At 63.1% G+C, this 23,797-nt stretch carries 24 protein-coding genes and 1 pseudogene; 15 read left to right on the top strand and 10 right to left on the bottom strand.

Going from position 1 to position 23,797, the window contains the following annotated elements; genetic code table 11:
- Positions 1–53 precede the first annotated feature (53 nt).
- The 3 genes from JVX98_RS32515 (at position 54) to JVX98_RS03895 (ending at position 1,767) form a co-directional block, all read left to right on the top strand.
- Positions 54–176 (top strand): hypothetical protein, encoded by a 123-nt coding sequence (locus tag JVX98_RS32515; protein WP_256442645.1) that lies wholly within the window; start codon positions 54–56, stop codon positions 174–176.
- 14 nt (positions 177–190) lie between these two features.
- Positions 191–547 carry a hypothetical protein gene (locus JVX98_RS32205; protein WP_246764869.1) on the top strand — a complete coding sequence of 119 codons (357 nt, stop codon included), beginning with the start codon at positions 191–193 and terminating at the stop codon, positions 545–547.
- A gap of 1,010 nt (positions 548–1,557) precedes the next feature.
- Positions 1,558–1,767, top strand: a complete 210-nt coding sequence (locus JVX98_RS03895) for a cold-shock protein (RefSeq protein WP_192449324.1) — start codon at positions 1,558–1,560, stop codon at positions 1,765–1,767.
- Positions 1,768–2,025: 258 nt separating this feature from the next.
- On the opposite strand, the gene JVX98_RS03890 is transcribed toward JVX98_RS03895, so the two are convergent.
- A complete protein-coding gene (locus JVX98_RS03890) occupies positions 2,026–2,193 on the bottom strand; it encodes a hypothetical protein (protein ID WP_205236929.1) in 168 nt (55 codons plus the stop codon).
- A 647-nt stretch (positions 2,194–2,840) separates the two neighbouring features.
- Here JVX98_RS03890 and JVX98_RS03885 point away from each other — a divergent pair.
- The 7 genes and pseudogenes from JVX98_RS03885 (at position 2,841) to JVX98_RS03860 (ending at position 5,365) form a co-directional block, all read left to right on the top strand.
- Complete coding sequence (locus tag JVX98_RS03885; RefSeq protein ID WP_205236928.1) at positions 2,841–3,134, top strand: hypothetical protein; 294 nt, start codon at positions 2,841–2,843, stop codon at positions 3,132–3,134.
- Positions 3,131–3,521 (top strand): annotated as a pseudogene (locus tag JVX98_RS03880) (DNA packaging protein); the annotation flags it as partial. The gene JVX98_RS03885 and the pseudogene JVX98_RS03880, both read left to right, overlap by 4 nt.
- Before the next feature lie 154 nt (positions 3,522–3,675).
- Positions 3,676–4,029: a hypothetical protein gene (locus JVX98_RS03875; protein ID WP_205236927.1), complete on the top strand. Its 354-nt coding sequence runs from the start codon at positions 3,676–3,678 to the stop codon at positions 4,027–4,029.
- A 13-nt stretch (positions 4,030–4,042) separates the two neighbouring features.
- Positions 4,043–4,477: a hypothetical protein gene (locus JVX98_RS03870; RefSeq protein ID WP_205236926.1), complete on the top strand. Its 435-nt coding sequence runs from the start codon at positions 4,043–4,045 to the stop codon at positions 4,475–4,477.
- A 1-nt stretch (position 4,478) separates the two neighbouring features.
- Complete coding sequence (locus JVX98_RS03865; protein WP_246764868.1) at positions 4,479–4,631, top strand: hypothetical protein; 153 nt, start codon at positions 4,479–4,481, stop codon at positions 4,629–4,631.
- Positions 4,625–4,834, top strand: a complete 210-nt coding sequence (locus JVX98_RS32200) for a hypothetical protein (RefSeq protein WP_246764895.1) — start codon at positions 4,625–4,627, stop codon at positions 4,832–4,834. The genes JVX98_RS03865 and JVX98_RS32200 overlap by 7 nt, the downstream gene beginning before the upstream one ends.
- A gap of 3 nt (positions 4,835–4,837) precedes the next feature.
- The gene (locus JVX98_RS03860) at positions 4,838–5,365 is read left to right on the top strand and encodes a DUF1515 family protein (RefSeq protein ID WP_205236925.1); all 528 of its coding nucleotides are present in this window, start codon (positions 4,838–4,840) and stop codon (positions 5,363–5,365) included.
- Positions 5,366–5,758: 393 nt separating this feature from the next.
- On the opposite strand, the gene JVX98_RS03855 is transcribed toward JVX98_RS03860, so the two are convergent.
- The 7 genes from JVX98_RS03855 to fdnG all read right to left on the bottom strand — a co-directional run bounded on the left by JVX98_RS03855 (position 5,759) and on the right by fdnG (position 16,740).
- Positions 5,759–6,091 (bottom strand): hypothetical protein, encoded by a 333-nt coding sequence (locus JVX98_RS03855; RefSeq protein ID WP_205237031.1) that lies wholly within the window; start codon positions 6,089–6,091, stop codon positions 5,759–5,761.
- Between the two features lie 1,599 nt (positions 6,092–7,690).
- Positions 7,691–9,595 (bottom strand): selenocysteine-specific translation elongation factor, encoded by a 1,905-nt coding sequence (gene selB, locus JVX98_RS03850; RefSeq protein WP_205236924.1) that lies wholly within the window; start codon positions 9,593–9,595, stop codon positions 7,691–7,693.
- Positions 9,592–10,968, bottom strand: a complete 1,377-nt coding sequence (selA, locus tag JVX98_RS03845) for an L-seryl-tRNA(Sec) selenium transferase (protein ID WP_205236923.1) — start codon at positions 10,966–10,968, stop codon at positions 9,592–9,594. Before selA ends, selB begins: the two co-directional genes overlap by 4 nt.
- A complete protein-coding gene (fdhE, locus tag JVX98_RS03840) occupies positions 10,968–11,879 on the bottom strand; it encodes a formate dehydrogenase accessory protein FdhE (RefSeq protein WP_205236922.1) in 912 nt (303 codons plus the stop codon). The genes selA and fdhE overlap by 1 nt, the downstream gene beginning before the upstream one ends.
- Before the next feature lie 102 nt (positions 11,880–11,981).
- On the bottom strand, positions 11,982–12,671 hold the full coding sequence (locus JVX98_RS03835; RefSeq protein ID WP_205236921.1) for a formate dehydrogenase subunit gamma: 690 nt from the start codon (positions 12,669–12,671) through the stop codon (positions 11,982–11,984).
- Positions 12,671–13,657 carry a formate dehydrogenase subunit beta gene (fdxH, locus tag JVX98_RS03830; RefSeq protein ID WP_205236920.1) on the bottom strand — a complete coding sequence of 329 codons (987 nt, stop codon included), beginning with the start codon at positions 13,655–13,657 and terminating at the stop codon, positions 12,671–12,673. The genes JVX98_RS03835 and fdxH overlap by 1 nt, the downstream gene beginning before the upstream one ends.
- Positions 13,654–16,740 carry a formate dehydrogenase-N subunit alpha gene (gene fdnG / locus JVX98_RS03825; RefSeq protein ID WP_205236919.1) on the bottom strand — a complete coding sequence of 1,029 codons (3,087 nt, stop codon included), beginning with the start codon at positions 16,738–16,740 and terminating at the stop codon, positions 13,654–13,656. The genes fdxH and fdnG overlap by 4 nt, the downstream gene beginning before the upstream one ends.
- A gap of 186 nt (positions 16,741–16,926) precedes the next feature.
- Between fdnG and selD the strand changes: the two genes are divergently transcribed.
- Together selD and JVX98_RS32195 are read left to right on the top strand one after the other, a co-directional pair.
- Positions 16,927–17,982: a selenide, water dikinase SelD gene (gene selD / locus JVX98_RS03820; protein ID WP_246764867.1), complete on the top strand. Its 1,056-nt coding sequence runs from the start codon at positions 16,927–16,929 to the stop codon at positions 17,980–17,982.
- 439 nt (positions 17,983–18,421) lie between these two features.
- A complete protein-coding gene (locus JVX98_RS32195; RefSeq protein ID WP_246764866.1) occupies positions 18,422–18,946 on the top strand; it encodes a dienelactone hydrolase family protein in 525 nt (174 codons plus the stop codon).
- On the opposite strand, the gene JVX98_RS03810 is transcribed toward JVX98_RS32195, so the two are convergent.
- Positions 18,927–19,985, bottom strand: coding sequence for an adenylate/guanylate cyclase domain-containing protein (locus JVX98_RS03810; protein WP_205236918.1), 1,059 nt, complete (start codon positions 19,983–19,985; stop codon positions 18,927–18,929). The genes JVX98_RS32195 and JVX98_RS03810 overlap by 20 nt on opposite strands.
- 167 nt (positions 19,986–20,152) lie before the next feature.
- On the opposite strand from JVX98_RS03810, the gene JVX98_RS03805 reads away from it, so the two are divergent.
- Both JVX98_RS03805 and JVX98_RS03800 read left to right on the top strand, forming a co-directional pair.
- Positions 20,153–20,608, top strand: coding sequence for an SRPBCC domain-containing protein (locus tag JVX98_RS03805; protein ID WP_205236917.1), 456 nt, complete (start codon positions 20,153–20,155; stop codon positions 20,606–20,608).
- Between the two features lie 202 nt (positions 20,609–20,810).
- A complete protein-coding gene (locus JVX98_RS03800) occupies positions 20,811–20,978 on the top strand; it encodes a hypothetical protein (protein WP_192449335.1) in 168 nt (55 codons plus the stop codon).
- A gap of 59 nt (positions 20,979–21,037) precedes the next feature.
- Here JVX98_RS03800 and JVX98_RS03795 read toward each other — a convergent pair whose 3' ends face one another.
- Entirely contained in the window at positions 21,038–23,107 is a 2,070-nt protein-coding gene (locus JVX98_RS03795) for an ATP-dependent helicase (protein WP_192449994.1), read from the bottom strand.
- Positions 23,108–23,449: 342 nt separating this feature from the next.
- On the opposite strand from JVX98_RS03795, the gene JVX98_RS03790 reads away from it, so the two are divergent.
- Positions 23,450–23,629 carry a hypothetical protein gene (locus tag JVX98_RS03790; protein ID WP_192449336.1) on the top strand — a complete coding sequence of 60 codons (180 nt, stop codon included), beginning with the start codon at positions 23,450–23,452 and terminating at the stop codon, positions 23,627–23,629.
- Positions 23,630–23,797 lie beyond the last annotated feature (168 nt).

The raw sequence follows: 23,797 nt of genomic DNA, 5'->3' as shown, positions 1-23,797 counted from the left end.
GGGACTTCCAAGGAGATCCCGACGCCCGCCTCCTTCGGGAAGCGGACCCGGGCATGTCGCTGACCGACACGCAGGCTGCCATTCTAGAGCGCCTGATAGAGGCGATCGACACCGATCTTGCAATGCCCGGCCGCGTTGGCCCTAAGATGTACGGGAACTCCATCCCGATTTCCTGATCTCCGAAGCCGAGTTGATCACGCTCGACTTTATCGACGGCCACGAGACCGGCGGGATGCACACACGCCAACGAAATAGCGCGATCGATGCGAGCGTCGAGCGGAGGGCGAAGCGATCGAGAGAACGGATTACCAGGATGGAGGAGGCGCTTGCCTGGGTACCATGCTCGGTGTGGCACCATGAAATGCGGGTCGTTCTCTTCGCCTATGCCGAGGTGAAGGCCCGCGGATGGGACTGGAGCCGGTACATCGACATCCGAACCGGCGCCAGCCGCAGAAAAAGGCGTGGGTTAGACGAACGCTCTACCGCTGGATTGAGAAGTCACTTCAACAAATTGAAAGCGAAGTCGCCAAAAGTTCAATTTTGTTGAAGGATACCGCCGGTTTACAGGTGGCACACGAGGAGGCACAAAGCACGGGCAAATCAATAACATCGGGTTTGCACGCGTGGATGGCGCCTGATGGAAAGCCCGACCAATATCGGAAGATGAGCTAGGCCGCCATCCGCACACAGACTGCATCGAGGAGGTGCGTTAAATCGCTCAGGGCGGCCGAAGCCGCCCTTTTTCAGCCTGGGCTCAGAAGAGATCTCGAAGCGTCATGTAGACGATAAACGTTATTGCCAGGGTAGGCGAAGCTTGAATCGCAAAATGGAGTAGGGCTACACGTTGTCGAGCTAAGTAGGCCATCGCCTCCTCCTATTTCTTATCGAACGAGGGATATGTGGTCCCTGCGCGAAAGTTTCGGATGATGCGCGCGGAGCGCCGGACGTCTGGAGACGGCTGGGGACTCTCTGAGATGATGAGCTCAGAACGGGCCATGATCTCTTTGATCTTTCGGAGGTCTGCGGACAATGAATAGGGAAGTAGGACGGAAGACATAAGTCCTCCTTTCTTTGGGGCCAGGCATCGCCTGAGCGGCGGCGCCCTTTAAATGGCCACCGAAGGATCGACACTGCGCCCTTCTGCTGCCCTTCGCAATGAGAAATTGTGAATTTGCGACGTCGGACTTGCGTTAACCGCAATTGCCCCCTATATCACCTCCATCGGCAATCGCTGATGAGCGCTGGAAAACTTCTGCCGCTCGCGAACGCCGCCATCACCTGATGCCTTTGACCACGGATGTACTGGCACTGGTGAAAAGGTGATGATGAGGAAGGTCGGTGCGGTTTCGCCCCGGCCTTTTTTGTTTCTACAGCAGTGGCTGCCTCCGACTTGTTGAGGACACAATGAGTCTGTAGTCGTTCCCCATCGATCTTGCCTGTTGAGATTTGTTTTCTCGCTTTGGCGTCTAAGCCGACCTTTCCTCTCAAAATCGATCTCTTGCTTGGCTGATACCCATGTCAGCCAAGTATTTTTATTGCGATGGAAAGGAAATCGTTATGAATATTGGAACCGTGAAGTTCTTCAACAGCGCCAAAGGCTTTGGATTTATTGCCCCTGACGACGGCGGAACGGACGTTTTTGTTCACGCATCCGCCGTTGAACGCTCTGGTATGAGGGAGCTCGTTGAGGGGCAAAAGGTCAACTTCGAAATCGTGCAGGATTCCAGATCCGGCAAGAGCGCGGCAGGCAACCTTTCGGCTGCATAATAATATCGCTCTGGTCTTTGACCACCGATGTACTGGCAGTGGCCATTGAGGCGGAATGTGGAAGGTCGGGTTCGCCCGGCCTTTTTTGCTGGCGCGCGTCGATCAACATCGCGACCTGGGAAGTCTCAAGGGGGTCGGCTCCTAGATCGTCAACGAAGGAAGCAACCTCTGTGACGTTAGGCTCTTTCAGGCCCAGAAGTGGATGATGGTTCTTCACACGGCTGGTTACTTCGGCTGTCCAACTGCACCGTGAGGTGGTTAGTATTTGACCGCGTCACTGGGGATGCGGTCAGTTTTTTCGGCTTGGGCCGTTTTGGGCGGTGATTCATCATGTCCAGTGAAGATGGTCGGGGCGGGCCTGAAGGCCCAGACCATCAAGATGCTGAAGGAAACAATGAGAAGCGAGAAAACGAGGCGATTTGACATGGCGCTATTCTCCTAATTGGAGCGCTGTGAATGCAGTTCGGCATTCGTCGCCATTGTCAGGTCGAGCACTTCTGGCAATTGGACGCGCAAGCGCTCAATTGAGGCCGCGCGGCCGGTGCGGTTAAGAAGGGATCATGGTTTCCGGTCGCCGCATGGCAACACTGGAAGTGTACCACAGTTGCGTGGAAGTGGGGTTTTTGTCGGAGTAGAGCAGCCCGGTAGCTCGCCAGCCTCATAAGCTGGAGGTCGCCCCGCCCGGTTTGTCACCCGGTAGCGGGGCTTTCGTTTTCTGCTTTTTAGCGCATAGCCCGCGCGAACGTCGGTGTTGACGTTACTTCTTGGTGTCCTTCACCTGAGACCCTAACGTCGGCGCAGCGGGTTTCGCGGCGGCCTTGTCCTTCTTGGGCTTTCTGGCTTCCTTATTGCTTCGTACCTGACCCTTGGCCATTTGCGCGTCTCCTGTTGACAAAAGAGCTAGCTGTCAACGGCGGGGGAATAGCAAGCGAATTCGGCCATTCCCACTCTCCGAGGTTGGATCAATGCCCGTCCTAAGGAACGCGCGCCACGAGAAATTCGCGCAGGCAATCGCCGAAGGCATGAAACATGACAGATGAGACCCGAAATAACGGGGGAAATCGGGGAAACCGATGCCTCCGATCGAACACCAGTTCAAGGCAGGCAATCCCGGCCGGCCAAAGGGCGCCCGCAACAAGCTCGGCGAGGCCTTTCTCGAGGCGATGCACGCTGACTTCGAGGACCACGGCCAGGATGTCATCGAGCGGGTCCGCAAGGAAAAGCCGGAGCAATATCTGCGGGTCGTGGCCCCGATCCTGCCGAAGGATCTGAACGTCAACGTCAACAATCTGGACAATCTGACGGATGAACAGCTTGTCGAGCGCGCCCGCGAACTCTCCGCAGCCCTCGGACTCCGGGGACGTTGAAGCCTTGGGGCTCTTGGTTGCCGTGGTCGTGGCCTCACGACGGTCTGCAGCACGACAAGGGCTCGGGCGAGCAGCTTGCGGCGCAGTACCGCGGTCATGGCCTGAACATGCTGCCAGAGCGCGCCACGTCTGATGACGGCACCAACGGTGTCGAGGCTGGCTTGGCCGACATGCTCGACAGGATGCAGACGGGACGCTGGAAGGTGTTCTCGACCTGCACGCACTGGTTCGAAGAGTTCCGGCTTCTATCACCGGAAAGATGGGAAAATCGTGAAAGAGCGCGACGACGTGATTTCAGCGTCTCGCTACGCGCTGATGATGAAGCGCTTTGCCAAGGTGAAACCCTCGAACACCGACTGGGCGTTCACTGATCGGAAGGTTGTTTGATGCCAGAAGTTCCCCCAGCCGGCATCATGCCGCGCCTTGGATGGTGGCCTGTTTTTCCGAACGAAGAGGTAAATCCGATGAACCGCGAACGTTCTTCGCCTACGCGAAGCGCGCGCCCTTTGGCGTGAGCATGAAGCAGTCTCAGAAGGATGGCATGATCGCCATCCTCGACGAGTGGGATCGGCGCCAGTCGACCGGCAAGGTGCTCGACAACCGGTGGCTGGCCTACATGCTCGCGATCACCTTCCACGAAACCGTGGCGACGATGCAGCCGGTGACCGAGAACTTGAATTACTCGGCCGAACGTCTGACGCAGGTTTGGTCGAAACGCTTTCCGGATCTCGACAGCGCCAAGCGCTACGCCCGCAATCCGCGCAAGCTCGCAAACAAGGTATACGGCGGCCGGATGGGCAGCAAGGCGGCCGATGATGGCTGGCGCTACCCGTGGCCTGCCGCAGATCACCGGCCACGACAACTATGCCAAGTTCGGGATCGCCGACGCCCCTGAAAAGGCGGCCGAGATGGCGACCGCGATCCGCATCCTCTTCGACGGCATGATCGGTGGTCTCTTCACCGGCAAGAAGCTCGCCGACTATTTCAACCAGGTGGCCAATGATCCTGTCGGCGCCCGCGCGATCATCAGCACCGACAAGGCGTCATTGATCGCAGGGTACTATCGGAGCTTTCTGGATGCGCTCGAGGCGGCGAGATCGCCGGTCCGGGTCACGGATGTCACGCCGGACGCGGCCAAAGCCGAGGACGTGCCAGCCAGCCAGAGCGGCACGGCCCTGACAACCGTGGGCGGTTTGTTCGGCAGCGCGGGTCTTTCGGTAGTTCTCGGTGTCAACAATCCCTACGCCGCTGGTATCGCGGCGTTGCTGATCGTCATCGGTTCGATCGCCGCGTTCATGTTCGTCACCGGCCGTTGGTCGGTGTACCGCGCACCGGCCCGCTGAGATGTGGCCGCGCGTCATTATCGGCGGGCTCGCGCTCGCCGCTCTTATCTGGCTTGTCGCCGAGATCCGCGAGGACGGCGCCCGGTCGGTCACCACCAAGATTGAAAGGCAGAACAATGCGAGCGGTGATGCAGCGAGCTCGCAGCGATTTTGACCTATGCCTCGATCGGGGCGGCGTGTGGGACTACGGCGCCGGCAAGTGTCGACGGTCTCAGGCGCGTGGTCGGCACTGATCTGATCGGCGCGCACGGGGCGACGGCTGAAGCTCAACGGAAAATAGACCGGACCGCCGTCGGCATCTGCGCCGCGGCGATCTGGACGAAGGCGGAATGCTCAAGGCATGGGGAAGGGCGCTAGGAGATGGCATCAACGGAAATTGATGCGGTTCACCGCCAGCTTGGGGAACTGGTGGCCGGCATGCGGGGCCTGCAGGAATCGATCCGCCGCTTGGAGGAGGGCTCGGTGCGAGCCGAGGATAAGGCGGCGACCAGTCGCGCTGCCGTTCACCAGCGCATGGATCAGCTTGTCGATCGTCTCGGGCACGTCGAGGCATCGGTTTCTACGATCGGCGAGGACGTCTCGGAGATGAAGCCAGTTACCGACGACATGAAGCGGTGGAAGCTTATGGGGATTGGTGCGCTCGGCGTCACCGGCATCGCGGCCATGGCTCTTGGCGTCAGTTTTGCCGAGGCGATTGGGCGGATCTTGTTCATAGTCGTTGGGAAAGCGCGCGTGCTATACCAACCGTGCTACACCCAAGGGCCTTCATTCTTAAAACCAGCGACGGAAGCCCTGCCTTTGATCCGTTGGGCGAGTGGATCTTCGGCTCAGCAAGAACGGTTGCCCATGCGGAATGTTCCCTGTGGGGTGGTGCGACAACCAATCTAACACCTTTGCGAGGCCATATGACACGGAAGTCCGGTGGCGGAATCGCGAGCGTGTCTAGCCTTGGCTCTTGGGCACGCCGGTTTTCCGCAGGCCTACCCGATCTCTGCCCTCTCGTGTCGCAGCAACTTGGGTGTCGACGGTTGAGACGTCCCTTGTCGCCGGCGGAATACGGGCGGTGCCGAACCAGAGCGCACATTCAAGAAGGGAAGCTTCATCTCTGTTTCCGAACCTGAATTCATCGCTGATGAACTTTGCTAGTCGGTCGGCATCCTTGCTGATGTGGTGGGTGCGAGTTTTCGAACATGCCGCTTTGAAAACTCTCCGTATCAAAGCAACGTCGCGAGACCCAAGGTGTTGAACTGCCAATTTTGGAGGTATGTGCACCGACGCCTCCTATGAATGAAGCGGGGCGGGCCATGCCAGCAAGCGCTCATGCGGTAAGCGTGCGAGAGCGCCACCTTCATTCTCCCATCGATTGATCGCTTCAGTTTTGTTCTGTGCCGGTGTCTGACGTAACGCCGCCGATTTATAGTAGTCGATGATGTGTTGGAGAGCGCCGCTCTCCCGATCGCCGCCTTGGTAGCAGTTGACGATGCGTCTTGCGATTGCTTCTGCGGCCTCACTATTCCGCGTTAGGCCGAGCCCGCGCCGCATGTCCACGAAGATCTGGTCGATCTCGTCTATATCGTGGGAGGAAAGGGTTGTTGAATGGGTCGTGGTAGACATCGCGCGACCTCCTGTACTTGGGGCGAAAGCGTGATGATCTTCCAGTCGTCGGGGCCCTGGAAACTGCCCAGCGATGATGAAGTATGCTCCGAATTGATGACAACGCAACACACCAACAGGTGAGTACGGATTGAGGAAGTCGATGGCCCAAAGAAAGGAGGTCGGATCAATTCAAAAGGTTGACTGGGGGGGCGATACATAACCACAATGACCCCGCCATTTTCGACGAGGCCACCGAGTGCGCTAGGCGCAGGGGCTCCATTGCGGGGGAAATATGGAGCCCGCCGATAAGCCACAGGGGATGTGGGGCACGGCATTACAGGAACGTCTATAATGCCTGACGGTTCCAAACAAAAGTAGAAGCCAGGCAGCGTAGTTCGCTGCACCAGTGACGGGCCAGACGGCTTCTCGCCCTTTAAAAATGGCCCCGTCCGGGGATGACGGGGCCATTGGGCACTTATCGGGGCTTCACATCCGGAGGGGACAATGAAGGTGGCAACCTGATCGGGGAGCTCGGGGTTCCACAAACCGAAAAACGCTGATGCGAGAAATGGGTTCCAAGACTCCAACAAAAAAATGGCCCCGAAAGGACGGGGCCAAGAGCGTGCTGATCCGGTGCTGGGGGATTGGATGATCGATGTCTGATCTCGATCAAGTGGCGAGGACCAAACAGTATCTTTATAGGGCAGGATGGATTGGGAAGAAGATCGACCATCGCGCACTTGGGCCGGGCCATCCAAGCCCTGGATGGCGTTGTTCAAGCGCGATGGAATGAATAGCCTTCGATGGCTCGGGCTTGTCAGCTCGGTGCAGGAGTATCGTCGGTATCGGGCACGCGGCGAACTCGCTCGTCGTCCCAGTTCTCCTTGTCATCTGGGGCGATATTGGTCTGGCGGCAGGGCTGTTGTGCTCAGTGGAAGGAAGCACAGTGATAACCAACGTCGGCAGATCGACTTGCACCGTCGATCCCGTGTTGCGTGCCGCACGGAAGATCCGCTCGATATCGGCTTGGCGGAAGTTGGCGCGGCTCATTTCAACCTAGACCCGACGGATAACTTCGTCGGTATCAAAAATCGTGAAGTCGTTTGGCTCGTCATCGCCATTGATTTCGATAAGCTCGCGGCCATCGGCGAGCCTGACGTGGAGAAGGTGGCAGGGCAGGATGCCGGCGCAGTCAAGGGTGAAGGAACGACTGGCTTAGGCGCAGGGGCGGACTGCTTGCCTTGCTCTGCGAGTTCGGCGGCGTTTCGCTTTCAGCCTGCCGCTCGAAGTCCGCTTCAGGGACGTCGGCGACACGGATGGCCGTGACCTGTTGACGTAGATACGCCATCCACCGGCCATTCCAGCATCGCAAGCTCGATCTCAGAGACGATCCAAATCTTGCGGCTGTGCCACCGTCGCGGTTTGGGAGGAAACCTTCGTCCACCATCTGGTCGACCGTGTTGACGCTCACGCCGATCGCCAAGGCGACTTCATTGCGATTGAGACCGAGGCGGGGACAGTACGATGCTCTGATTCAAGACTTAGCGCCAGGGCACAAAAATGAACGGGAAGAGAACAAATCTGCTCCGGCCGTCCCACCGGAGACGATTCCCTTCCTCAGTGTGCAAACAGGTCGCGGCGATGGGGATTTATGCGACGCAAGTCTCCCCTGCGCAAGGTCAGGCCCAGCCGGTCGTAGAAATCGAGGATCTCAATGGCGACCTTGCGGCCGTTGTGCACCCGGTCGCGGAAGGCGGGGGCGGTGAACCAGCCGTCATCCGCCTGCGCTGCTACCTCGAGTACGATGGCTGCCATCTCCTCCACGACGGCGCGGGCGAAGAAATGGTCGTGCGCGATCTCGTGGGTCTGCCCGAGCCGCTGGGCGAGTTTCAACACGCGCCTTATGTCGCGCTCGTCCGCATTGAGAAGGGATGTGAAGTCGCGCACGCGCGGCGGCCGGAAGCGATTGTCGTCGACCAGATGCGGATGGATCCGCTGCCACAGGTCTTCGTCGGCCGGCGACAGCCGGACCGCGTGGCCCGGCAGCCGCAGGAAGGCGCCGTCGAGCACGATGCGACCGGCAGCCGCTTCATCCCTGAGGAACGCGAGGAAGCTTGTCGTCGGCAGGCGTGGTTTGAGCAGGAGCCGCAACCGCTCGCGGCCGATGCCGGCAAGCTCGGGGTTTTCTGCATGGAAGGCTGCGAGTGTGTCGGTCAGGCTCGCCCGCAGGTCGTCAATCGCTGCGGCCGAGAGCGCATGGTCGCCGATGGTTTTTGCCCCGGCGGCAAACAGAAGTCCTGACAGCGCCTCCTCACCCAGGCCACGGTCGCGAAGGAAAGCCGCAAGCGCGATCGGCGCCAGATCGGATAGGGCCGAAAGAGCTTCCGCCGGGTCCTCGTTGCCGGAGGCGGCAAGGAAGGCCAGGCGCTCCGGCGTGCCGCGCTTTCGCGCCGGCGGGCGCAGATCGAGAAAGCGGCCGCCGCCGATCGTCCGGCTGGCCGAGGTGTCGCGCAGGATGAAGCGGTCGCCGATGGTCGCGGCGATCGGGCGGTCGAGGACCAGTTGCACTAGGCCCTCCATCCCGGGATCGAGAGGACCGGCAAGAGGCACGATCCGCGCGCCGACTTCTGTCGCGTGGCTGTGCAGGCGTACGGGAAACCAGGTGCCGATCGGCTTGGCCTCCGAGCCAAGCACGCGGACCTCCGCGTCGATCCGGTCCGTCGGGGCGTGTAGCGCCGGGGCGAGGACGACGTCGCCACGCCGGATCGCGTCCTTCGTCACCCGTTCGCCGGCAAGGTTCAGCGCGCAGCGTTGGCCGGCGGCCCCCTCCGCGGCCTTGCGGCTCTGCGCATGGATGCCGCGTATGCGGGCGGTCAGGCCGGACGGGCTGACGATGACCGTATCGTCGAGCGTCGCACGACCGCCGAGCACCATGCCGGTCACCACGGTGCCGGCGCCTGACAGCGTGAAACTGCGGTCGACGGCAAAGCGCAGCAGGCCGGCATCGCTGCGCGCGGCGGTCTCCGCTTCGGCGGCGGCGAGCCCTGCGCGCAGGACCTCGATGCCTTCGCCGGTGAGGGCGGAGACGGCAAGGATCGGCGCCTTTGAGAGACCTGTGCCGGCAAGTGCGGCCTGGATCTCCGCAGCCACTTCCCCGCGCCGCTCCGGTCCGGCGAGATCGGCCTTGGTGAGCGCGACGATGCCTCTGGTGATACCCAGCAGGTCGAGGATGGCGAGATGCTCACGGGTCTGCTGCATGACGCCGTCGTCGGCTGCGACCACCAGCAGCGCGAAGTCGATGCCGCCGGCGCCGGCAACCATCGTGTGGATCAGCCGCTCGTGGCCGGGAACATCGACGAAGCCGGTGACCGTGCCGTCGCCGAGGTCGGCATAGGCAAAACCGAGGTCGATGGTGATGCCGCGGGCCTTTTCCTCGGCAAGGCGATCTGCATCCGTGCCGGTCAGAGCCTTCACCAGCGCCGTCTTGCCGTGGTCGATATGCCCTGCCGTTCCGACGATCATAGCGCCGCCAGGGCCTCGATGAGCGTCGCATCCACCTCGAGGCACCGCAGGTCGAGGATCAGGGCGCCGTCGCGGATATGGCCGATTACGGGCAGGGGGAGCGCGCGAAGCCGTGCGGACAGCCGTTCCGGCGCGTCGCCGCCGCTGCCTGTTAACCGCAGCCCGGCGCTCGGGATCGTATCGACCGGCAAGGCGCCGGAGCCGACCTGGCTCTGGCAGGCGCAGGGCGCCGCCGAATAGCCGTGTCCCTTGAGCAGCGCATCGATGGCCGGAGCGAGACGAGCCGCCTGTGCCGTAATGTCGGCTTCCGGCCGGGAGAGGAAGCGCAGCGTCGGCAGTCGCTCCTTCAGCCGGTCGGGATCACGATAGAGCTTCAGCGTCGCCTCCAGCGCGGCAACGCGGATCTTGTCGAGACGAACGGCGCGTTTCAGCGGATTGCGATTGATCGCGGCAATCAGATCGCGCCGGCCGACAATGAGGCCCGCCTGCGGCCCGCCGAGCAGCTTGTCGCCCGAAAACGTCACGAGATCCGCGCCTTCGGCGACCGCTTCCGCCACCGTCGGCTCGCGCCGCAATCCGAAGGAGGAGAGATCGACGAGCGATCCCGACCCGAGGTCGTTCAAGAGCGGCACACCGGCCTTGCGGGCAATCTCGGCCAGTCTTGGCGCCGGCACCTCGGCGGTAAAACCCTCGATCCGGTAGTTGGACGTGTGGACCTTGAGAAAGACGCCGGTTTCCGGGCGGATCGCGCCTTCATAATCGCGTGGGTGGGTGCGATTGGTGGTGCCAACCTCCACCAGTTTCGCGCCGGCGCGGGCCATGATGTCGGGCATGCGGAAGGCGCCGCCGATCTCGATCAGTTCGCCGCGCGAGACGATCGCCTCGCGGCCGTCGGCGAGCGTATTGAGCGCGATCAGTACGGCGGCGGCATTGTTGTTGACGCTGGTGGCGTCCTCGGCGCCGGTCAGTTCGCAGAGCAGGCCGCGCAGATGGTCGTCGCGCTGGCCGCGCCCGCCGCCGCCAAGATCGAACTCCAGCGCCAGCGGGTTGGCCATCGCGGCGCTCGCAGCGCGCACGGCTTCCTCGGCAAGAATGGCGCGGCCGAGATTGGTGTGCAGCACCGTGCCCGTGAGGTTGATGAGTGGCCGAAGGGCGGAGCGGGCAGCGATCGCCAGCTCTTCGGCAACGCGGCGCGGCAGGTCGGCCGCAAGCGCTCTCCCATCCTCCCCCGCGCGGATTTTCTCCCGCGCGATCTCGAGCCGGGCGCGGACAGCAGTGACGACGGCAAGGCGGCCATGTTCTTCCGCCAGCGCCAGTCCCTCTGGCGAGGTCAGCATCTGGTCGACCGAGGGAAGCACGCGAAAATCCGGCATCAATACCCCGCGAGGTAGGGGTTGAAGCCACCGCGGCGAAAATCGGTCTCCTTCATCAGGATATCGAGGCCGAGGCTGCCGACGTCGTCGGCGATCGGCTCCAGGCTCGGGTTTTTCACCTGGTAGAAGATCTTGACCCAGGAATGGCATTCCCGGCAGGTCTCGGCCTTCACCGTCGCCTCCGAGGTCTCGACCGAACGATAGCTGATGCCCTTGGTCGAGCCGCAACAGAGGCACTTCACCCGCACCTCGTTCCATTGCGTGGCGCAGCAGGCGCAAGCGGCATAGCGCACGTTCTCGGCGCCCTGCGTACCCACGACCGACGACGTCGCCGGCCGGCCGCCGCAGACGGGGCAGACGCCGAGGCCGACGGGGACGAGCGCTTCCGCATCGAGCGTGGCGGCGAGCCGCGCCATGTGCACCTGCACCGCGGCTGCGACGAAGAGGTGGGGAGCGGCACTGTCGTCCGGAACCTGATCCGAGAGCATGTTGGTCAGCAACCAGCGTCGGTCGCCGTCCTCAGCTGCTCGCACCGCATCGAGCGCCAGGCGCGCGGCGTCGGGCATGGAAATCTCGGCAGCACCTTCGAGAAGCGCATCGAGCGTCGCCGAAAGGCCGGGGTCATCCACAAGCGCCAGCCGGTCGATCGGCGGCATTTCAGCGCGCACCGCCTCGGTGACGCGCGCCGATGTCGGCGCCGTCACGGGCGGAAGGGTTACTGCCAAGCGAGCCTGGAGTTTGGAGAGCGCCGCAAGGAAGGTGAGGTAGGGCGCAAGCGCGTTGCTTTCAGCGAGGAACGCGAAGCGGCGCGCGCGTGTCTGGAACAGTTTGACAGGCTCGGGCAGGAAGGCCAGCGGCGGTGTCGGCACCCCACCGATGAGGGAGGGATCGGGTTGTATGTCTTCAGCCATCGCATCTCCGGCAATCCGGCGGAGACGCCGGATCATGCAGCATTCACGGTGCTACAGCGACCGTTGCGCGCCCGACAGGACGCGCGGCGCTGTAGGAGATGTTCACTTTGACGGGTCGGAGCCCTGACGTCCAGCCAGTTCGCGCAGCCATTTGCGATGATGGCGAAAGGCCCAGCCGCCGGTGACGGTGCCGCGGGTCATCGCCCGTATCGTGCCGCGCGTCCAGATCGCCGCATAGACATGGACGATGAAGATCAGGATCGTGAAAAGCGCCGCCAGCGCATGCACCGCGACGGCGATACGGCGAACGGGGATGGAAACGAGGTCGGGGAAGTACTGCTCCCAGATCATGATCCCGGTCGTCACAAGCACGACGATCAGGCCGGACATGCCCCAGAAAACCATCTTCTGGCCGGCATTGTACTTGCCGAGTTCGGGCAGGCTTTCTTCGTTGCCCTGGAGAAGGTCGCCGAACTTGCGGCTCCATTCCACATCCTCGCGCCGCGGCAGATTGAGCTTCCACATCTGCGCAAACAGGAGGAGGAAGCTTGCGACGAGGACAAGTCCGACGATCGGATGCAGCCACCGCGTCGCCTGCCCGCCACCGAAAAGGCCGGTTAGGAAAAACAGCGACGGATGAAAGAAGGAAAGGCCGGAGATCAGAAGCACGATCATGCAGGCGGCGGTGACCCAATGGTTGAGACGGGTATAGCCGCGATAGCGATTGACGGTGACCGGGTGCTTCGTCTCGATCCGGTCGCCGGGGGCCGAATAGATGCGTTTGTCAGCCATCACGCCTCCCTGCCGCCTTGCGGGCGGTTGCGGTCCTCGACGAGTTCTTCGGCCTCGCCTTCCTCGTGGGCGGTCACCTCGTTCGGACGGGCGAAGATGCCGTGCAGCACGGCACCGGCGGCGGCAAGCCCGGCAACGGCGAGGCCGACGGTCTTCGCCGGACCCTTCCAGCCGAGCACCACCGGCGAAATCTGCGGATCCTCCGGCAGCCCGGAATAGAGCGACGGCTGATCGGCATGGTGCAGCACATACATCACATGCGTGCCGCCGACGCCTTGCGGATCGTAGAGGCCTGCGTGGTCGTAGCCGCGTGACTTCAGGTCCTCTACGCGCTCGTTGGCAAGCGTGACCATGTCGTCCTTCGTCCCGAAGGTGATCGCCTTGGTCGGACAGGCCTTGGCGCAGGCCGGTCCCTGGCCGACCGCGACGCGGTCCGAGCAGAGGGTGCATTTCTTCGATACATGCGCGGTCTTGGAGATGCGCGGAATGTTGAAGGGACAGCCGGCGATGCAATAGCCGCAGCCGATGCAGTTGTCGGAGATGAAATCGACGATGCCGTTGGAATATTGCACGATTGCGCCGGGCGCCGGGCAGGCCTTGAGACAGCCGGGATCGGCGCAGTGCATGCAGCCGTCCTTGCGGATCAGCCATTCGAACTCGTTGGTAACCGGGTTCTCGTATTCGGTGAACCGCATCAGCGTGAACATATCCGCCGTCAGGTCGTGCGGGTTCTCGTAGACGCCGACATTTTCCTCCAGGTCCGGATGGGTGTCGTTCCATTCGATGCAGGCGGACTGGCAGGCCTTGCAGCCGATGCATTTCGAAACGTCGATCAGCTTGGCGACCGGGGTCAGCTGTCTTTCGGGCGTCGGCACGTCGCTGGTTGCCGAGGCCTTGATGACGTCGCTCGGCAAAAGGTTCGACGCCAGCGGCTGCAGCGGCGGGTTGGCGGCGGCCGTTACCGGTTCCGGTGCGCGTTCGCTCATGCCGAAGCTCCTTCTTCCGCCGCCGGCTCGATGTTGACCAGGAAGGCCTTGAACTCCGGCGTGTCGATGTTGGCGTCGCCGACGAAGGGCGTGAGGCTGTTCGGGCCGAAGCCCTTGCGGGCCGCACCCATGAAGCCCCAGTGCAAGGGAATGCCGACCACATGGACCGGCTTGCCGTTGCAGATCAGCGGGCGAATACGCTTCGTTACCACCGCCTTCGCCCAGACCTCGCCGCGCGCGCTCCACACGCGCACCCGCCCGCCCTTGGTGATGCCGCGTTCAGCCGCCAGCTCCTCGCTGATTTCCACGAAGAACTCCGGCTGCAGCACGGCGTTGACGCGGCTGTGCTTGGTCCAGAAGTGGAAGTGCTCGGTGAGGCGGTAGGAGGTCGCAACGAAGGGGAAGTCGGTGCTCGTGCCCAGCTGTTGCAGGTCGCCTGGGAAGATGCGCGCGACGGGATTGCCGCGAAGCTTGGCGTTGAACGGATTTTCGACCGGGCTTTCGAACGGCTCCATATGCGTGGGGAAGGGGCCGTCCCGCATCAGCTTGCGGGCAAAGAGACGGGCGGTCCCCTCGGCCGTCATGATGAACGGCATCACGGTCTCCGGCTTTGCCGTCACTGCGATGTCGGGCACGTCGAATCCGGCCCAACGCTCGCCGTTCCATTCGATCAGTTTGCGCGCCGGATCCCAGGGCTTGCCCTCAAGGTCGCAGGAGGCGCGATTGTAGAGGATGCGGCGGTTTGCGGGCCAGGCGAAGGTCCATTTGAGGAAGGTGCCGACATCGCCCGGATCGCTGTTGTCGCGCCGGGCCATCATGTTGCCTTCCTCCGTCCAGGAGCCGGTATAGATCCAGCAGCCCGACATGGTGGAGCCGTCGTCACGCATCACGCCGAAGTTGGGCAGGAGCTTGCCTGCCTCGACCAGCACCTTCGTCGGATCCGTCGGATCGTAGAGCGTTTGCAGCGCCCGCCCATTCATCTCCTGGGCAAGTTCGGCCGGTTCCGGCTCATACGGGTCCTTGTAGTCCCAGGCGAGGTTCAGGATCGGTTCGGGACAAACCCCGCCTTCCTTGCGGTAGAGTTCACGCACCCGCAGGAAGATGTTGGCCATGATCGAGGTGTCGTGCTTGGCATCACCCGGCGGTGTCGCACCCGGCCAGTGCCATTGCAGCCACCGGCCCGAATTGACGGTGGCGCCCTCGTCCTCGGCAAAGCACGTCGCCGGAAGTTGGAGCACCTCCGTCATGATCTTGGCGGGATCCACCTGGTTGTAGATGCCGTGGTTTTCCCAGAAATGCGCCGTCTCGGTCTGCAGCGGGTCGATGGTCACGAGCAGCTTCAGCTTCGACAGACCCTCGGTCAGCTTTGCCCTGTTCGGGAAGGACAAAAGCGGATTGAAGCCCTGGCAGAAGTAGAGGTTCACTTCGCCGCGGCTCATCATGTCGAACATCCTGAGGATGTCGTAGTAGGGCACATCGAGCTTCGGCAGCCAGTCGAAGCCCCAGTCGTTTTCCTTGGTCGCAGCGCTGCCCCACATGGCCTTCAGGAAGCTGACCATGAATTTGGGCGTGTTCTGCCAATAGCTCGTCTGGCCGGGAACAAGCGGCTTGTTGCCGCGCGTCGACATGTAGGTCGTGTAGTCCGTCTCCTTTTCGGTCGCCAGGTTCATGTAGCCCGGCAGGGAGTTGGACAGCAGGCCGATGTCGGTCAGGCCCTGGATATTGGAGTGGCCGCGAAGCGCGTTTACCCCGCCGCCCGGCAAGCCGACATTGCCGAGGATCAGCTGCAGCATCGCCATGCCGCGGATGTTCTGGGCGCCCTTGGAATGCTGGGTCCAGCCGAGCGCATAGAGCGAGGTCATCACCTTGTCGCGGGCCGAGGTCGCGCCGATCATCTCCAGGATCTTCAGGTAGCGATCCTTGGGCGTGCCGCAGATGTTTTCGACAAACTCCGGCGTGTAGGCTGCGACATGCTGCTTCAGGAGGTTCCAGACGCAGCGCGGGTCTGACAGGGTCGGATCGGTTTTCACCGTCCCGTCCTCGTTCATCTGGTATTCCCAGGCGGTGCGGTCGTAGTCGCGTTTCTCCTCGTCGTAGCCGTTGAAGAGGCCATCGGCCCAGCCGAAGCCTTCGTTCACCAGGTATGTGGCGTTGGTGTAGTTCTTCACATAGTCCCACTGCACCTTGTCGTTCTCGATGCAGTAGCGGATCGCGCCCATCAGGAAGGCGATGTCGGAGCCGGGTCGGATCGGGGCGTAGACGTCAGCGACCGAGGCGGTGCGGTTGAAGCGCGGATCCACGACGATCAGCCGGGCGCCGCGATGGTGCTTGGCTTCAGTCACCCATTTGAAGCCGCAAGGATGGGCTTCCGCCGCGTTGCCACCCATGACGATGACGAGGTCGGTGTTCTTGATGTCGGTCCAGGCGTTCGTCATTGCGCCGCGGCCAAATGTTGGAGCCAAACTGGCTACCGTGGGGCCGTGTCAGACGCGTGCCTGGTTGTCGAAGCCGACGACGCCCATGGACCGGACGGTCTTGTAGGTCAGCCATCCCGTCTCGTTGGTGCCGCCCGAGGCCGCGAGGAATCCCATCGTCGTCCAGCGGTTGACGGTGACGCCGGCCGCATTCTTCTCGATGAAGTTCTTGTCGCGATCGTCCTTGATCGCGCGGGCGATCTTGTCGAAGGCATCTTCCCAGGAGATGTCCTGCCAGGTGTCGGCGCCTGGAGCGCGGTGACGTGGCTTCGTGGCGCGGGTCTCGGACTTCACGAAGTCCTTGAGCGCCGCGCCCTTGGGACAGAGCGTTCCGCGGTTGGTCGGATGATCGGCATCCCCCTCGATATGGATGAGTTCCGCCTTCTCGCCGGCGGAAAGGTCACCCTTCGAATACATCAGGATGCCGCAGGCGACCGAACAGTAGGTGCAGACGTTGCGGGTCTCGGTGGTGCTTGCGAGTTTGAAGGCACGCACATGGGCGGCTGTTGCGGCCTCGGCCGCTCCGAAGCCCATGGCCCCGATCGTGGTGGCCGCGGCTCCTGCGCCAGCAAGCTTCAGGAAACTGCGGCGAGAAAGATCGATGTTCATTGGAGGTCCTCTTCCATGCGTATCGGTCTTGAAACGAATGGTCGAGCCTCAGAGCCGGCGTGTCAAGGCCGATTTGATCGGCTTTTGTCACGAAAAGTCATGGCCTTGCCGGAAATGATCGGTCATGATCGCGTCCGTGGCCGGCAAGGCCGCCATCGATACCATTGCATCGAGGGAGTTCTGATCGTGAGCAGCCTGCCCGCCTCCTCCGAGCCTCGCCTGACCTCGCTTGCCCATGGCGGCGGCTGCGGCTGCAAGATCGCGCCGGGCGTGCTTCAGGAAATCTTGCGGGGGCGCGTCCAGCTGCCGGTGCCGCCGGAGCTGCTGGTCGGCATCGAAACGTCCGACGATGCGGCAGTCTATCGCCTCAACGATCACCAGGCGGTGGTCGCCACCACCGATTTCTTCATGCCTGTTGTCGACGATCCCCACGATTTCGGCAGGATCGCCGCGACCAATGCGATCAGCGATGTCTACGCAATGGGCGGCACGCCGATCTTTGCGCTGGCACTCGTCGGCATGCCGGTCAACGTGCTGTCGACCGAAACCATCGGCGCCATCCTCGACGGCGGCGCGGCGGCCTGCCGGGCGGCCGGCATTCCGATCGCCGGCGGCCACACGATCGATTCCGTCGAGCCGATCTACGGTCTCGTCGCGATCGGCCTCGTCGATCCCGCGCATCTGAAACGCAACAACGGCGCCCGTGCCGGCGACGTGCTCATCCTCGGCAAACCGCTCGGCGTCGGCATCTTTTCCGCGGCGCTGAAAAAGGGCGCGCTCGATGGGGCCGGCTATGCCCGCATGCTTGATAGCACCACCCGGCTGAATACGCCGGGACCGGATCTCGCGCGGCTTTCCGGCGTCCATGCCATGACCGACGTGACAGGCTTCGGCCTTGCCGGCCACGCGCTCGAAATGGCGCGTGGATCGAATTGCCAGGTCCGGATCGACTGGTCCGCCGTTCCCCTTCTGGAAGGTGCTTTCGATCTCGCTGCCGCCGGTTTCGTCACCGGCGCCTCCGGGCGGAATTGGGCAAGCTATGGTCAGGACGTGGCCTTTGACCGCGAGATGGGCGCGATCGACAAGGCGCTGCTTTGCGATCCGCAGACGAGCGGCGGCTTGCTCGTCGCCTGTGACCGGTCGTCCGCGCAGGACGTGCTCGGCCTCTTCGGCAAGCACGGCTTCGGCGCAGCGGTGATCGGGGAAACGGTGGCCGGCCCGGCGGGGTTGGTGGTCGCTTAGGCTCTGGGTCTCACCCGGCGACTGTCGAGTCTGGCCGCCTCTGCCTGGCCTAATACCTCGCGTCGAACAGAGTGGCTGCAACGCCTTTCGCCGGGACGCGTTACTCCCGGCGATGATCGCTATGTTGCGGCCGGGTTGCTTTGACAGCAGGCCATGATGGTGCCCCTTTGTCCCCGGCTATTGCTCGGCGGACCGGAGGGCGCCGGCATCGTATACGACCTCGCCGCGGAGCAGGGTGAGATGGTCGCCGTTCCCTTCGAGGACGGGGAACTTCGGGCCGTTCTTCGCGTGCCGAGCGGAGACGGCAGACACCCGCTGGCGCTGATCATCCCTGGCTCGGATTCGACCAAGGAAGAATCCGGCCTTCGAGCGGCATTTTCATGCCCGCGGCGTTGCGACCCTATCGCTCGACGGCCCCGGCCAGGGCGAGGGCCGTTCGATGGGTGCGCTGCGTCCGGATATCGGCCCGGCCGTCGAGGCGGCCCTCCGATCGGTGGCGGCGCATCCGCGCCTGTCGGGCAAGGTCGCGCTCGTCGGCATGGCCTTCGGCGGCTTTCTCGCGCTACGCGCTGCCGCTTCCGTGCCGACGCTTGCCGGTGTCGTCTCCATCAACGGCTTCTTCGATCTCGGCGGGTTCTGGGATGCGCTGCCGCAGGTCTATCGCGACAACATGCGCTCCTCGCTCGGCGGCGCGGACGTTCGCGAACGGGCCGACCGTTTCACCCTGGCGCGCTGCCATCCCGGCCCTCATCCTTCACGGCGGACGCGACAAGATCTTCCCACCCTCCGAGGCGCTAAAATGCGCGGATATCTGCGTGCGCGGCGCCGAACTGCACATCTTCGAGGATGGCAACCACGTCTGCAACAATATCCCCTGGCTCTATCGCCCGCTTGTCGCCGACTGGGCGGCGGAGCGATTGGGCGCGCGACCGCCAAGGGTGGCGTTACGCGTCCGGCAACGTGAAGACGGCGCACGGCGCTGCGATGCCGCGCAAGGAATGCTCGCCGAGCGGCAGCAGCGGCATCGACGTGGTTTCAGCGACGGCACCCGAAATCAGCACGGAGCGGCCGAGCGGCCGGCACAGGCCCTCCAGCCGGCTGACGAGATTGACCGCCGGGCCGATCGCGGTGAAGTCGAGCCTGTCGGCGGCGCCGATATTGCCCCAGAGAATGTCGCCGAGGTGCAGGGCCACGCCGAAGGAGAGCGGCGGCAGCCCTTCGGCCTGCCGTGTCTCGTCGAGATGCGCCATTCCGGCGCGTGCGGCGGAGACCGCGCGCAGCGCCGAATCGCAGGCTTCGCCCGGCGAACCGCTCACCGGAAAGATCGCCAGGACGCCGTCGCCGATGAATTTCAGCACCTCGCCACCAAAGGCGTGGATCGCGCCGGCGAGGCGATCGAACCAGGCGTCGAGGGCGGCGATCACCACGGCCGGTTCCGATATCTCGGACAGCGCCGTGAAGTTACGCAAATCGGCATAGAGCAGGGCCGCCCGAATTGTTTCGCCGGTGCCGCGGGTGAGCGCCCCGGCGCGAACGCGGGCGGCACTGCGGCGGCCGAGATAGGCGTCGAGCAGGGCGGTCAGCGCTGCCCGCTCGGCAAGAACCGCCAGGGGCGCGACGGCAAAGCGCTCGACCTCATGAAGCCGCGCCGTCTCTTCCGGGTCGAACGGGCGGCTCCCGGCCCAGCTGAGGGGCGCGTGTTCCGTTCCCAGTTTTGCCGATGGTTGCAGCATTGGTCCGAACCCGGCCAGCCACTCTTCACCCGCCCGGTCGGAGACGGCGCCGGCAAAGCCCAGGCTCTCGATCACCACGCCGCTCTCGGCCCGCCACAGCCAGGTGCGGCGGGCGATGATCGGGTGTGGCACGGCGAGCGTAAGGGCGCCGGCCGCAAGCGGCAAACCGTCGGCGAGGAGCCGGCGGCCGAGGTCGGACAGGAAGCGGTCCGGCTCCGGCGAGGCGCTCGCCTCGTCCACGAGCCAGGCAAGGGGGACGGACAAATCCATGCTAGAGAGGATAGGGCCGCGCCCCCTGCCGACAAGCCCCGTTCTGCCGCCGCGCTGAGCGCAAAACTGGGGCGAGCGGTGGCGCCATCCGCCATGGCGGTCTATGATTGCGGCGCCCGCAGAAGGCTAGCAATCCGCGGGCAGGCCAATCAGCAAAGGGAAGACCGATGCCAGAAGCCCTCGTCGTCCGTCGCGAAACACAGATCCCGGCGCCCCCCGCCGCAGTATTCGCTCTCTTGACCGACCCGGAAAAAATCCTGCGCTGGATGGGAACTGAGGCCGACACCAAGGCGGAGCCCGGTGGTCTCTACCTCGTCAACGTGACCGGCGCGCGTTTTGCCCGCGGGGCTTTCCGCGAGGTCGTGCCGGTGCATCGTCTCGCCTACAGCTTCGGCTGGGAAGGCAGCGACATCGTGCCGCCCGGCTCGAGCCTGATCGAGATCGACCTGATCGAACAGCCGCCCGGAACATTGCTGCGCCTTACGCAAACGGGCCTGCCCAGCGCCGAACAATGTGCGGGGCATGCGGAAGGCTGGACGCATTATCTGGAGCGCTTGCGCCAAGTGGCCTCCGGGCGCGATCCAGGCCCCGATCCCTGGCTCGGCCGCGACGGTGCGGCTTGATGACGACGTCTCTTGATTAAAAACGCCTGGCCCTGAAGGCTTGACGGCGGCGTTGGAATGCCATGTTGATTCAACGGGATTGGCGCGAACCTGCTTTTACATCTTATTGATGCCGAATCAGGACGTTAGGCGGGGCGCGCCACGAGTGGTGCGCCGGCTGAACGCGCCGGAACATGTATGAATTTACCCGGGGTGGGAGCGAATGGACGACAACAACATCATCAAGTTTGAACGACCAAAGCCGAAAAAGGAGGCGAAGCCGACCAGACCTGTGCCGCGGAAGGCGTTGATTTGGCTGGCAGTGATTGCGGCCCTGGTTGCGGTGTGGTCGTACTATCAGTTTATCGCGCCGCCGAGCATGCCGGGCTAACAAATCTTCGGGCCGTCCGAGGGTGATCGCACGAACTTGCGGTCCACCACCGCCTTAGCTCACTTCCACATGGAGCGCATGCGGGCGCCGACGTCGATGCGGATCTGCTTGGCGCTTCGCTCGCTGGCGCTTGCCGAAATCTTCGGCCAACTGCTCGTCTCGAAGAATTGCAGCAATGTCGCTGGGATAAAGCGGGTTCGCGAGGCGTAGACATGCCGGTCGCCCTGGGCATTCTGACCGTGGGTGAAGAAGCGCTGCGGCGTCACCAGGGACAGATGATCGCGTGCCCGTGTCATGCCGACATAGAGCAGCCGCCGTTCCTCTTCGAGTTCGGCGGTCGTGCCGACCCCGAGATCGGACGGAATGCAGCCGTCGACGACGTTGAGCATGAAGACCGAGCGCCATTCCTGACCCTTCGCCGAATGGATGGTCGACAGGATCAGATAGTCCTCGTCGAGCAGCGGCACGCCCGCCTGGTCGCTGGTGGCATCGGGCGGGTCCAGGGTCAGCTCGGTCAGGAAACGTTCGCGGTTCTGGTAGCCGCCGGCAATCTGCTCGAGCTGCAGCAAGTCGGCCTTGCGGGTATCGGCGTCTTCATGGATCCGGTCGAGATGGGGCTCATACCAGGCGCGCGCAGCGCCAATCTCCTGCGGCCATCCAGGCTCGGCCCGTCGCAGGCCGGACACCAGATCGACGAAGCCGGTCCAGTTCTCGCCGGTCTTGGCGGGAGGTGGGATCTCCGCAAGGGCTGCGAGCGGTTCCGGATCGGCGGCGATCGCATCGAGGATCTTTCCGGCGGTCTGCGGGCCAATGCCGGGTAGCATCTGCAGCAACCGGAAACCGGCGACGCGGTCACGCGGGTTCTGCGCAAAGCGCAGGACTGCGAGCAGGTCCTTCACATGGGCGCTGTCGAGAAACTTCAGGCCACCGAACTTCACGAACGGAATGTTGCGCCGGGTGAGTTCGACTTCGAGCGTTCCGCTGTGGTTGGACGAGCGGAATAGAACCGCCTGCTGCTTCAAGGCGATGCCGATCTCACGGCCAGCGAGAACCTGCTCCACGATATAGGCCGCCTGATCCGCTTCGTCCTTGACGGCGACGAGCAACGGTCGTTGCTCCGATTGCCTGTCCGTCCAGAGGTTCTTGGTAAACCGCTCCCGCGCCAGGCCGATCACGCCGTTTGCGGCAGCGAGGATCGGTTGCGTCGAGCGGTAATTCCGGTCGAGGGTGATGACGTCGGCGGGCTCGGGCGAAAAGGCGTTCGGGAAATCGAGAATGTTGCGAACCGTTGCAGCCCGGAAGGAATAGATCGACTGGGCGTCGTCGCCTACGACCGTCAATCCGTGGCCCCCGGGTCTGAGCGCCATCAGGATCGAGGCCTGCAGCCTGTTGGTGTCCTGATACTCGTCGACAAGAACATGATCGAAGCGTCCGCCGACATCGTCGGCAAGCTCCGGATCGGAAACCATCTGCGCCCAGTAGAGCAGGAGATCGTCGTAATCGAGCACGTTCTGCGCCTGTTTGGCATCGACGTAGGCCGCAAACAGCGCCTTGAGCTGTTCGTCCCAGCCGGTGACCCAGGGATAGGCCGTCTTCAGCACGTCGCCAATCGAGCTTTCGGAGTTCACGACGCGCGAATAGATCGAAAGGCACGTTCCCTTGGTCGGGAACCGGCTTTCCATCTTCGAGAAGCCGAGCTCGTGGCGCACGAGGTTCATCAGGTCGGCGCTGTCTTCCCGGTCATGGATCGTAAAATCCGGGCCGAGACCGATTTGTTCGGCATAGATGCGCAGGATCCGGGCGCCGATGCCATGGAAGGTGCCGGCCCAGGAAAGCGCGTCCGTCATGACTGCGGCATTGTCGCCAAGAACCTGGCGGCAGATGCGCGCGACCCGGCGGGTCATCTCGGCTGCTGCGCGCCGAGAGAAGGTCATCAGGAGAATGCGACGCGGATCAGCCCCGTTGACGATGAGATGCGCGACCCGATGGGCCAGCGTATTCGTCTTGCCGGAGCCGGCGCCGGCGATGATGAGAAGCGGGCCGCCGACCTGTCCTTCCGGCAAGCCGATACCGTGCTCGACCGCTTCGCGCTGGCGGTCATTGAGTTTTTCCAGATAGGCGGCGCTCATGCGTTCCCGTTCGCTTTCATCGCACTCAGTCACAGCCCGCATCGATTTTCATCGAAGAGACGGGCAGGAACAAAGAAAGAACTAGCAATTTAGCATCCAGATGAAAACCCTGACGTTGCCGAGTTTGCCTTCTTGCAGCGTCGGAATGTCACTCTTCCAAGGTTTTGATGACCTGTGAGACCGCAGATGGGGGTGTTTGCGACAGTAGGTGTAATCGGCGTCATCGACCGGCCTATACCTATGGCTGTGCGCCGCCATGAAGAACGCGCGACGGCTTGTGGCCTTATATGGTGAATTAGAAATATGCTTCGCTCCTGCGTTCACTCGAAAGAGGAAGAGCACATGGACGAACGGAGCGTTGAAGAGACCTGCGAGGCCACCGGCTCGACCGCCGAACTGCAGGAGATTGCCCGCAAGCTGGCGTCGCTCGCCCAAGAGATCAGGTCAATTGCAGCGACCCCGCTCGGCGAGACGGTGGTATTCGAGGAAAGCGGCGATAGATCGGAAACGGCCGTGCACTGACTTCGGTGGCCGACGTCGCGTTCCCGGCACGGGCTCATTCCTCAATTGGGGTATGGCGGTGACCTGCCTGCGCGCTTAGAACCAGCCTACGGTGGCGACCTTGGGATATTCGGGACGTTGATACGAGGCGACGCACTCGAATATCCCTTGGTGCGACAGCGGATGCCG

Source organism: Ensifer sp. PDNC004 (genome assembly GCF_016919405.1).
Taxonomy (GTDB): domain Bacteria; phylum Pseudomonadota; class Alphaproteobacteria; order Rhizobiales; family Rhizobiaceae; genus Ensifer.
This window is presented reverse-complemented; position numbering and strand designations above follow the sequence as displayed.